At 60.2% G+C, this 11,026-nt stretch carries 9 protein-coding genes; 6 read left to right on the top strand and 3 right to left on the bottom strand.

The genetic code is table 11. The features are described from left to right. Positions 1-127: 127 nt before the first annotated feature. Positions 128-2,944, bottom strand: coding sequence for a valine--tRNA ligase (locus ACRC1E_RS01235; protein WP_438513291.1), 2,817 nt, complete (start codon positions 2,942-2,944; stop codon positions 128-130). Positions 2,945-3,231: 287 nt separating this feature from the next. Here ACRC1E_RS01235 and sstT point away from each other — a divergent pair, with 287 nt between their 5' ends. After that, a complete protein-coding gene (gene sstT / locus ACRC1E_RS01230; protein ID WP_438513290.1) occupies positions 3,232-4,470 on the top strand; it encodes a serine/threonine transporter SstT in 1,239 nt (412 codons plus the stop codon). 69 nt (positions 4,471-4,539) lie between these two features. On the opposite strand, the gene ACRC1E_RS01225 is transcribed toward sstT, so the two are convergent. After that, complete coding sequence (locus tag ACRC1E_RS01225) at positions 4,540-5,364, bottom strand: SDR family NAD(P)-dependent oxidoreductase (protein WP_438513289.1); 825 nt, start codon at positions 5,362-5,364, stop codon at positions 4,540-4,542. Between the two features lie 120 nt (positions 5,365-5,484). Between ACRC1E_RS01225 and ACRC1E_RS01220 the strand changes: the two genes are divergently transcribed. The 5 genes from ACRC1E_RS01220 to ACRC1E_RS01200 all read left to right on the top strand — a co-directional run bounded on the left by ACRC1E_RS01220 (position 5,485) and on the right by ACRC1E_RS01200 (position 10,826). Continuing rightward, positions 5,485-6,465, top strand: coding sequence for a TerC family protein (locus ACRC1E_RS01220; RefSeq protein ID WP_438513288.1), 981 nt, complete (start codon positions 5,485-5,487; stop codon positions 6,463-6,465). A gap of 90 nt (positions 6,466-6,555) precedes the next feature. Beyond that, positions 6,556-6,789: an exodeoxyribonuclease VII small subunit gene (locus ACRC1E_RS01215; RefSeq protein ID WP_438513287.1), complete on the top strand. Its 234-nt coding sequence runs from the start codon at positions 6,556-6,558 to the stop codon at positions 6,787-6,789. Beyond that, positions 6,779-7,675, top strand: a complete 897-nt coding sequence (locus tag ACRC1E_RS01210; protein ID WP_438513286.1) for a polyprenyl synthetase family protein — start codon at positions 6,779-6,781, stop codon at positions 7,673-7,675. Before ACRC1E_RS01215 ends, ACRC1E_RS01210 begins: the two co-directional genes overlap by 11 nt. 10 nt (positions 7,676-7,685) lie before the next feature. Beyond that, entirely contained in the window at positions 7,686-9,539 is a 1,854-nt protein-coding gene (dxs, locus tag ACRC1E_RS01205; RefSeq protein WP_438513285.1) for a 1-deoxy-D-xylulose-5-phosphate synthase, read from the top strand. A gap of 12 nt (positions 9,540-9,551) precedes the next feature. Further along, positions 9,552-10,826, top strand: coding sequence for an MgtC/SapB family protein (locus ACRC1E_RS01200; protein WP_438513284.1), 1,275 nt, complete (start codon positions 9,552-9,554; stop codon positions 10,824-10,826). 55 nt (positions 10,827-10,881) lie between these two features. Here the strand turns inward: ACRC1E_RS01200 and ACRC1E_RS01195 are convergent. Further along, positions 10,882-11,026: hypothetical protein (locus ACRC1E_RS01195; protein WP_438513292.1), on the bottom strand; the 145-nt coding region annotated here is incomplete at its 5' end.

Raw genomic sequence — 11,026 nt, 5'->3', positions numbered from 1 at the left:
AATATCATAAGCCTCCTTAATTGAATCAAACACATCACCATCATTTCCTGCACTTAAAGTAATCTCCAAAATAAAAACCCCCGCCATTTACAATGGCAGGGGTTTTATCATGGATGACGCTTGCGTATCAAGCCAGCTTGATCAACTGCGCCTTCAGCTTGTCCAGCTTGTCGCTGAACTCAGCCAGTTGCGCCTTGTCGCGCTCGACCAGATGCGCCGGCGCCTTGTCGATATAGCCCGGCTTCTCCAGCTTGCCGTTCAGTCGAGCGAGTTCGGCTTCGGTCTTGCCGATTTCCTTGTTGATACGCGCGCTTTCGGCGGCCTTGTCGATTTCCACCTTCAGCATCATGCGTGCATTGCCCGAAATGGCGACCGGTGCATCGCTGTCAGCCGGCAGCGCGGCGACGATGGAGGCCTCCGAAATGCGGCACAACAGCTTGATATAAGGCAGGAAGTCGGCGCAGTCGTCGGCACCTTCGACAAACAGCGGCGCTTTCACCGCCGGGCCAAGGCCCATCTCGCCGCGCAGGTTGCGCACCGCGTTGACCATGTCCTTGAAAGCATCCATGCGCGCGTTGGACGCGGCATTGATTTTTTCCGGCACGGCGACCGGCCAGGCCGCGATCACGATGGACTCGCTGTTCTTGGCATTGGCCAGCGGCGCCACGGTCTGCCACAGCTCTTCGGTGATGAACGGCATGATAGGGTGGGCCAGACGCAGCGCCACTTCCAGCACGCGCACCAGGGTGCGGCGGGTGGCACGTTGCTGCGCTTCATTGCCGTTTTGCAGCTGGACCTTGCTCAGCTCCAGATACCAGTCGCAGTACTCGTTCCACACAAACTCGTAGATCACCTGCGCCGCCAAATCGAAGCGGTAGGTTTCCAGCGCCTGGGTGACGTCGGCTTCAGCCTGCTGCAAGCGGCCGATGATCCACTGGTCGACGAAGCTGTATTCCAGCGCCAGGGTTTCGTCCTGACCGCAGTCCTTGCCCTCGACGTTCATCATCACGTAGCGGGTGGCGTTCCACAGCTTGTTGCAGAAGTTGCGGTAGCCTTCGGCGCGCTTGAAGTCGAAGTTGACCGAACGGCCCAGACTCGCGTAGCTGGCCATGGTGAAGCGCAGCGCGTCGGTGCCGTAGGCCGGAATGCCTTCGGGGAACAGCTTCTCGGTGGACTTGGCGATCTGCGGCGCCTTTTCCGGGCGGCGCAGGCCGGTGGTGCGTTTTTCAGTCAGGCGCGGCAGGTCGATGCCGTCGATCAGATCGACCGGATCAATCACATTGCCCTCGGACTTGGACATCTTCTTGCCTTCGTGGTCGCGCACGATGCCGTGGATGTAGACGTCCTTGAACGGGACCTTGCCCAGGAAGTGGGTGGTCATCATGATCATCCGGGCAACCCAGAAGAAGATGATCTCGTAGCCGGTGACCAGCACTTGCGACGGCACGAAGGCTTTCAGTTCCGGCGTCTCGTTCGGCCAGCCCAGGCTGGAGAACGGCACCAGTGCCGACGAGAACCAGGTGTCGAGCACGTCTTCGTCACGACGCAGGGTCTTGCCCGGTGCCTGTGCCTGCACTTCTTCCAGCGTACGGCCAACATAGGCCTTGCCGTCTTCGTCGTACCAGGCCGGGATCTGGTGGCCCCACCACAGCTGGCGGCTGATACACCAGTCCTGGATGTTGTTCATCCACTGGTTGTAGGTGTTGACCCAGTTTTCCGGCACGAAGCGCACTTCGCCCGATTCCACCGCGTCGATGGCCTTCTGGGTGATGCTCTTGCCGGTGGCGTCGCCCTCGCCCACCTTGGTCATCGCAACAAACCACTGGTCGGTCAGCAAAGGCTCGATCACCGAGCCGGTACGGTCGCCGCGCGGCACCATCAGCTTGTGCGGCTTGGTTTCGATAAGTAGGCCGGCGGCGTCCAGATCGGCCAGCATCGCCTTACGGGCATCGCTGGTGGACAGGCCGGCGTAGGCGGCCGGCAGGTCGAAACCGCCCTGCGCGCTGCCGTCAAAGCCGAATACCTGCGCCTTGGCCAGCATGGTGGCTTCCAGGCTCATCACATTGATCAGCTGGGTGGCGTGACGCTTGCCGACCTGATAGTCGTTGAAATCGTGCGCCGGGGTGATCTTGACGAAGCCGGTACCGAAGGCGGCATCGACATAGTCGTCGGCAATCACCGGAATGGTGCGGCCGGTCAGCGGCAGCTCGAGCTGCTTGCCCAACAGGTGCTGGTAGCGCTCGTCGCTCGGGTTGATGGCGACGGCGACGTCACCCAGCAGCGTTTCCGGACGGGTGGTGGCAACCACCACCACATCGTCAGAGCCGACCACCGGATAGCGGATATGCCACATCTTGCCGTCTTCTTCTTCCGAGATCACCTCGAGGTCGGACACGGCGGTGCCCAGTTTCGGGTCCCAGTTCACCAGACGCTTGCCACGGTAGATCAGGCCTTGCTCGAACAGGCGCACGAAGACTTCTGTCACCGCGGTCGACATTTTGTCGTCCATGGTGAAGTATTCCTTGTCCCAGTCCACCGAGCAGCCGACGCGGCGCATCTGGCTGGTGATGGTGCCGCCGGACTTTTCCTTCCACTCCCACACCTTGCCAATAAACGCGTCGCGGCCCAGGTCGTGGCGCGACACGCCCTGCTCGGCCAACTGCCGCTCCACCACGATCTGGGTGGCGATGCCGGCATGGTCGGTGCCCGGCACCCACAGCGTGTTGTCGCCCTTCATGCGGTAGTAGCGGGCCAGGCCATCCATGATGGTCTGGTTGAAGGCATGCCCCATATGCAGCGTGCCGGTGACGTTAGGCGGCGGCAACTGGATGCAGAAAGAAGGCTTGGAAGTATCCATGCTCGGCTTGAAGTAGCCGGCCTGATTCCAGGTGTCGTACCAGCGGCGCTCGATGTCGCCCGGTTCAAAGCTTTTGGCAAGTTCCATGGTCGTGTCAGGTGTCTTGTAAGAACGCAAAAAAATGACGCCGATTATAACGCACCGCAGCCTGCCCCGTCTTGCCGGCACGCCGGGCATACCATGCGGGCGACAACTTGTCTTGATGCGACAAAAAACAATCGAATGTATACAAGCACTTCCAAAGCACACTCTTTTAAAGCTAGACTGGCTTTCCCATCCATCTGGAATCAAGACCGGCATAGTCCGGCCATCCGGAGAACGACAACAACAGGCTTGCGCGCCTATGCAGCACAAGCCGGGTACAAAGGAAAAACATGCATCGTCTGATCCGCTACATTACCCAAGGCTCGCTCGTCAGCCAGATTTTGCTCGGCCTCGTTGCCGGCGTGATACTCACGCTGGTCTCACCGGCAGCCGCCAAATCGGTGGGGCTATTGGGCTCGCTGTTTATCAGCGCGCTGAAAGCGGTGGCACCGATACTGGTGTTTGTGCTGGTGGCAGCCTCCATCGCCAACCATAAAAAAGGCCAGCCTACCCATATCCGCCCTATTCTGGTGCTCTACCTGCTGGGCACCTTCTCCGCTGCACTGGTGGCGGTAATGATGAGCTTTGCCTTCCCGACCATGCTGACGCTGGTTTCGCACAGCGGCGAGCTGTCGCCACCGGGCGGCATCACCGAAGTCCTCAAGACCCTGCTCTTGAATGTGGTCGACAATCCGGTCAATGCGCTACTCACCGCCAATTTCGTCGGCATTCTGGCGTGGGCCATCGCGCTGGGGATTGCACTGCGCCATGCATCGGACAGTACCAAGCTGGTGGTGCATGACCTTTCCTACGGCATCACCTTTATCGTGCATGTGGTAATCCGCTTCGCCCCGCTGGGCATCTTCGGCCTGATCGCCTCGACACTGGCCACCACCGGTTTTGGCGCGCTATGGGGCTACGCCCAGTTGCTGGCGGTACTGATAGGCAGCATGCTCTTGGTGGCACTGGTACTCAACCCGCTGATCGTGTTCTGGAAAATCCGTCGCAACCCGTTCCCGCTGGTTTTCACCTGCCTGAAGGAAAGCGGCATCACCGCCTTCTTTACCCGTAGTTCGGCCGCCAATATTCCGGTGAATATGGAACTGTGCAAAAAGCTGGGCCTGCATGAAGACACTTACGCCGTCTCCATCCCGCTGGGCGCCACCATCAATATGGGTGGCGCGGCGATCACCATCACCGTACTGGCGCTGGCCGCCGTGCATACGCTGGGCATCGTGGTTGACGTACCGACGGCCCTGCTGCTCTCCGTCGTTGCTGCCGTATGCGCCTGTGGCGCGTCAGGTGTCGCGGGCGGCTCGCTGCTATTGATCCCGCTGGCGTGCAGCCTGTTCGGTATCTCCAACGATATCGCGATGCAGGTCGTCGCCGTCGGCTTCATCATCGGCGTGTTGCAGGACTCGGCCGAAACCGCACTCAACTCGTCCACCGATGTACTGTTCACCGCCGCAGCCTGTATCGCAGGCGAAGACACGCTGCCTGCTGCGGCCACGGTGGCAAGCAGCAGCTAATCCGCCCACGGCAATAATCAAGGCCCCGTCAGAACGGTATCTGGCGGGGCCTTTTGTATGGCACATCTATCAGGCGGCGCGGCCAAGCAGCGCGTCCAGCACCCGCGTCGGCAGCAGCCGCTTCAAATACCAGAACAGATGCGTAGGCACGGTCACCCGGTAACGCGCTGCCGGTTTGCCGGCGGCAAGCGCCTTGAGCACCGCATCCAGCACCGCCGACTCGGGCAGGGTAAACGGTGCCGCCTCGCCTTCCTTTTTGAGGCGCACCAGCTGCGCCTCGTACGACACCCGGTGCACACTGGCCGCGATATTCACGTTTTCAAGGAACTTGGCCAGCGCATTGGGGCGAAAACGGCTGATGATGGGGCCGGGCTCGATCAGGCTGACAGCAATGCCCGTGCCGGCAAGCTCCAGCCGCAGGGTGTCGCACAGGCCTTCCATCGCGTACTTGCTGGCGTTGTAGGCGCCGCGATACTTCATGGCGGCAAACCCCAGCACCGAGCTGTTATACAGAATGCGGCCGTGCCCTTGCTGGCGCATGGCCGGCAGCACCGCGTTCATCAGCTCCCATGCGCCAAACAGATTGGTCTCAAACTGCGCGCGCAGCGCATGGCGCGAAATATCCTCGGCCGCTCCGGGCTGGCCATAGCCTGCATTATTGAATAGCGCATCAAGGGTGCCGCCGGTACGGGACAGCACTTCGGCAACGCAGCCGGCAATGCTGGCACTGTCGTCCACATCCAGCTGCAACACCTCCAAGCCCTCGCCTTGCAGGCGGGCGACATCGGCCGCACTGCGGCAGGTAGCAAACACGCGCCAACCGCGTTTTTTAAGCCCATGTGCCACCGTGTAGCCAATACCGCTGGAACAGCCGCTGATCAAAATCGATTTCATGCCGGTCAACCTTTATGTTGGCAGTAGCCAGATGGCGCCAACTACACCACAATATGCGGTTAAATAACAATGTCAGGGGAAATACGCCCCTGACAGTCAACTCGCATCAGGAGCTTACCCATGCAACAGGCCATGCCGGACATCGGCTCGCCCTTCTTTTACGGCGTCTTTTTCATTGCCGTGCTGATCATGCTGGCGGTCGATATTGTCGCACTCAACAAAAAAGGCGCACACAAGGTCGGGGTCAAGGAAGCACTGGCCTGGTCCTGCGTCTGGGTCACGGTTGCGCTATCGTTCGCAGCATGGCTGTACTGGGACCTGAAGCTGGACCCGGCCTTCGGCCCGGCCATCGCCCACGAGAAAACACTGGAGTTCCTCACCGGCTATGTAATCGAGAAGTCGCTGGCGGTAGATAATATCTTTGTTTTCCTGATGATCTTCGCCTACTTCAAGGTACCGCCCGAGTATCAGCGCCGGGTGCTGGTCTATGGTGTATTCGGTGCCATTATCCTGCGCGCGGTGATGGTCGGCGTCGGCGCGGCACTGGTGAAGGAATTCGCCTGGGTGCTGTATATCTTCGGCGCTTTCCTGGTGTTTACCGGCCTGAAGATGATGCTACCGGAGAAGGAAGAAGCCGCTGATCTGGCCGATAACCCCATCCTCAAGTTCCTGCGCCGCCATATCCGCATGACCGACCAGATGCATGGAGAGAAATTTTTCATCGTCAAGGACGGCCTGCGCTACGCTACACCGATGTTCCTGGTGCTGGTGATGATAGAGCTGTCGGATGTGGTGTTTGCCGTAGACAGCATCCCGGCTATTTTCGCAGTCACCACCGATCCGTTTATCGTGCTGACCTCGAATATTTTCGCCATTTTGGGTCTGCGTGCCATGTATTTCCTGCTGGCAGATGTGGCCGACCGCTTCCACCTGCTGAAATTCGGCTTGGCGGTGGTGCTGACCTTCATTGGCGTCAAGATGCTGATCGTCAAGGTATTCCACATCCCGACCGCCATTTCCCTGGGGGTGGTGTTCGTCGTCATCATCGGCTCGGTTCTGCTCTCGCTCGCCTTCCCCAAGCGCGAACAGGCAGCGGACTAAGCCGCGGCTAACGCCCCCTGTCGCTAGGCAGGACGGGGCGTTAGCCCTACAATGGGCGGCAAAACGTATTGATGCTTAAGGAATGACAATATGGCCAGAGCCGCCAAAACAGCCGCCAGCTTCGAGAGCGCACTTGCCCAGCTGGAAGATATCATTCAAGCCATGGAAAGTGGCGACATGCCGCTGGAAGGTGCTCTGGCGTCTTACAAGCAAGGCACCGAGCTGATCAAATTCTGCCAGGCCAAACTGGCCGACGCCGAGCAGCAGCTCAAGGTATTGGAAAACGACGAACTCAAACCTCTGGTTCTGCCTGATGCAAGCTGAAAATTTTAGCCTGTGGATGCTGGGCATCCAGCAAGACATGGAGCACACGCTGGCGGCCCTGCTGCCGGATGCTGCCCACGCGCCACGCGCCCTGCATGGAGCCATGCGCTACAGCACGCTGGAGGGTGGCAAACGCGTGCGCCCGCTACTGGTCTACGCGGCAGGCGAACTGACCGGTGCCAGCGAAAAAAATCTTGCACGCATCGCCGCTGCGGTCGAACTGATCCATGTCTACTCGCTGATCCACGACGACATGCCGTGCATGGACGATGATGTCCTGCGCCGTGGCAAGGCGACCTGCCATATCGCTTTTGATGAAGCCACCGCATTATTAAGCGGTGATGCACTGCAGACACTGGCCTTTGACCTGCTGTCGCAGCCCATGGACGGCATCAGCCCCGCCACCCAGCTGGCCATGGTGCAGACGCTGGCTCGCGCCTCGGGCCATGCCGGCATGGCTGGCGGCCAGGCCATTGATCTTGCCAGTGTCGGGCAGGCACTGTCGCTGCCCGAGCTGGAGTATATGCATCTGATGAAAACCGGCGCGCTGATACGCGCATCGGTGATGCTGGGTGCGCTGGCCGGCACGCCGCTGGCCACAGACGAGCGGGCCACGCTGGATCACTTCGCCAAGTGCATGGGCCTCGCTTTTCAGGTGGTGGACGATGTACTGGACGTCGACGCCGACAGCCAGGCGCTGGGCAAGACGGCCGGCAAGGATGCCGCCAACGATAAACCGACTTACGTCAGTCTGATGGGACTTGCCCGTGCACGCGAATTTGCCAGTGAACTCTCCAGCGATGCCTACACTGCGCTCGAACCCTTCGCCGAAAAAGCCGCAAGATTGCGCCAGCTTGGCAGCTACATCGTCGAACGCTCTTTCTGAACAGCAATACATGACAACAACAGCCCTGCTCGACACCATCGATAGCCCTGCCGACCTGCGCCGCCTCACACGCGCCCAGTTGCCCCAGCTGGCACGCGAACTGCGTGCCTTTCTGGTGGAATCGGTCAGCCAGACCGGTGGCCATCTGGCCTCCAACCTGGGCAGCATCGAACTGACCATCGCCCTGCACTATGTATTCAACACGCCCGACGACCGACTGGTGTGGGATGTTGGGCACCAGACCTACCCGCACAAAATACTGACCGGACGACGGGAGCGCATGCATACCATGCGCCAGAAAGACGGTCTGGCCGGGTTCCCCAAGCGCGAAGAGTCGCCGTACGACACCTTCGGCGTCGGCCATTCCTCCACCAGCATAGGCGCGGCGCTGGGGATGGCGGTGGCCGCCAAGGCACTCAAGATAGACCGCAGCTGTGTCGCCATTATCGGTGACGGCGCGCTGACTGCCGGCCAGGCCTTCGAGGCGCTGAATAGTGCCGGCGCGATGGATACCAATTTGCTGGTGGTCCTCAACGACAACGATATGTCGATCTCGCCCAATGTAGGCGCGCTCAACAACTATCTGGCCAAGCTCTTGTCCAGCCGCTTTTACAGCAGCGTGCGCGAAGGCTCGAGCAAGGTGCTGGGCATCGTGCCGCCGGTACGCGAGCTGGCGAGCAAGGTCGAGGAGCACGTCAAGGGCATGCTGACACCCAGCACCCTGTTTGAAGCCTTCGGCTTTAACTATATCGGCCCGATAGACGGCCATGATCTCGAAACGCTGGTCGAGACACTGAAAAACATCAAGAGTCTGAAGGGCCCGCAATTCCTGCATGTAGTCACCAAGAAGGGCCAAGGCTACAAGCTGGCGGAAAAAGACCCGATTGCCTACCACGGCGTCGCCAAATTCGATCCACAAAGTGGTCTTGCTGCCGGCAAGACCGGCGGCAAGCCCAGCTACACGCAGGTATTTGGTGACTGGCTGTGCGATATGGCCAAGAAAGATCACCGCCTGGTCGGCATCACCCCGGCGATGCGCGAGGGCTCGGGCATGGTGCGCTTCGCGACCGAACACGCCGAGCGCTACTTCGATGTCGCCATTGCCGAGCAGCACGCAGTCACCTTCGCCGCCGGCATGGCCTGCGACGGCATGAAACCGGTGCTTGCCATCTATTCGACTTTTTTGCAGCGCGGCTACGACCAGCTGATCCACGATGTGGCACTACAAAACCTGCCGGTGATGTTTGCCATCGACCGCGCCGGCCTCGTCGGTGCCGACGGCCCGACCCACGGCGGTGCTTTTGATTTGTCCTTCCTGCGCTGCATTCCGAACCTGATGGTGATGGCGCCATCCGACGAAAACGAATGCCGCCAGATGTTGTACACCGCCTACCTGCAGGACACGCCGACTGCAGTGCGCTATCCGCGCGGCACCGGCTGTGGTGCCGAAATCGTCAAGGAGATGTCCGCCATGCCGCTAGGCAAGGGCATAGTCCGGCGTCAGGGCAAGAGCGGCATCGCCATCCTCGCCTTTGGCAGCATGGTACAGCCGGCGCTATCTGCCGCCGAAAAGCTGGACGCCACCGTGGCCGATATGCGCTTTGTCAAACCGCTGGATGCAGACTTGGTACGCGAACTGGCACAGACACACAGCCTGATCGTGACCGCAGAAGAAAACGTGATCATGGGTGGCGCAGGTTCGGCCTGTATCGAAGTGATGGAGGCGGCTAAGCTTGGCGCTGCGGTACTGCAACTGGGACTGCCCGACCACTTTGTCGATCATGGTGATCCGGCGCAGCAGCTGGCCTCCTGCGGCCTGAACGCCGCCGGCATCGAAGCCTCCATCCGTCAGCATCTGGAATAAGGGCACGCAGCCATGGTCGATCTCCCCATCAACCATTGGCTGCGTTTAAGCGGCACGCCGTTCGAAGTCCTGCCGCTGTTTGCCACCAGCATCGCCATCGGCCTGTTTATCGGCGTCGAGCGCGAGCGCAAGTCCGATACCATCGCCGGCATCCGCACCTTTGCGCTGGCCACCTTGCTTGGCACCTTGCTGGCCATGCTGGCACAGCACACCCAAACGCCGTGGCTGCCGGCCATCGGTTTGCTACTGATCGGCAGCCTGAGCTTTTTGCCCTCCCCGCCCGAACGCCTGCGCGACTCGCGCACCACCACTCAGGCCGCGCTATTCATCAGCTATGGCCTGGGCGTTCTGGTGTGGCATGGCCAGGTACAACTGGCCATCGCGCTGGGCGTACTCACCACCTTGCTGCTGTATCTGAAACGCGAGCTATCCAGCCTGTCGCACGAACTATCCCGCCGCGACCTGCTGTCCATCATCCAGTTTTGTGCACTGACCTTTATCATCCTGCCGCTATTGCCCGATCACAGCTTTGGTCCGTACCAAGCGTTCAACCCCTATAAGGTCTGGCTACTGGTGGTACTGATCGTCGGCGTGGGCCTGGCCGGTTTTCTGGCGCTCAAGACGCTAGGCCCGCGTTTTGGCGCACCGATACTGGGCATCATGGGTGGCGTGGTCTCCTCGACCGCCACCACCCTGGTCTATGCGCGCGAAGCGCGAGCCCATCCGGATGCGCTGCCACTGGCCAGCCAGATCATCCTGCTAGCCAATCTGGTACTGTTCGTGCGCCTGCTGCTGGTCACCGCACTGGTCATGCCGGCCGCACTGCCCGCTGTTGCCAAACTATTACTCCCCGCGCTGATTTTTGGCCTGTTGGCGGCAGGGCTGATACTGCGCAAGGATCATATGCTCCGCCCCCAGCATGGGCTGGAGCTGCAAAACCCGACCCAGCTACGTCTGGCACTGGGCTTTGCCGTGCTGTTTGCCGTGGTACTGATAGTCAGCGCCTGGCTTAACGAGCTGTTCGGCAGCAAGGGGCTCTATTTTGTGGCCCTGATCAGCGGCCTGAACGATGTGGATGCCATCACGCTGACGCTATACCAGATGCTGGGCAAGGCACAGATAGATGAACACAGCCTGATTGTCGCCATGCTGCTGGCCATCGCCGCCAACAGCGCGTTCAAGTTCGGACTGATCACCACCTTGGGCGGGCGGGCACTGGCGCTACGCTGCCTGCCCACTTTCGCGGCCACACTGATCGGCATGGGACTGGGTCTCGCCTTAAGCTAAACCAACAAAAAGCCCGACGCTAGCGTCGGGCTTTTCTCTATCCGGCAAACCTGAATCAGGCGTTGCGGTTCTTGCGGCGATCGTGCTCTTGCAGGAAACGCTTACGGATACGGATGGATTGCGGTGTGATTTCAACCAGTTCGTCGTCGTCGATAAACTCGACAGCAGACTCTAGCGTCATCTTGATCGGGGTGATCAGG

The organism is Craterilacuibacter sp. (assembly GCF_051659485.1).
Taxonomy (GTDB): Bacteria; Pseudomonadota; Gammaproteobacteria; order Burkholderiales; family Chromobacteriaceae; genus Craterilacuibacter.
This window is presented reverse-complemented; position numbering and strand designations above follow the sequence as displayed.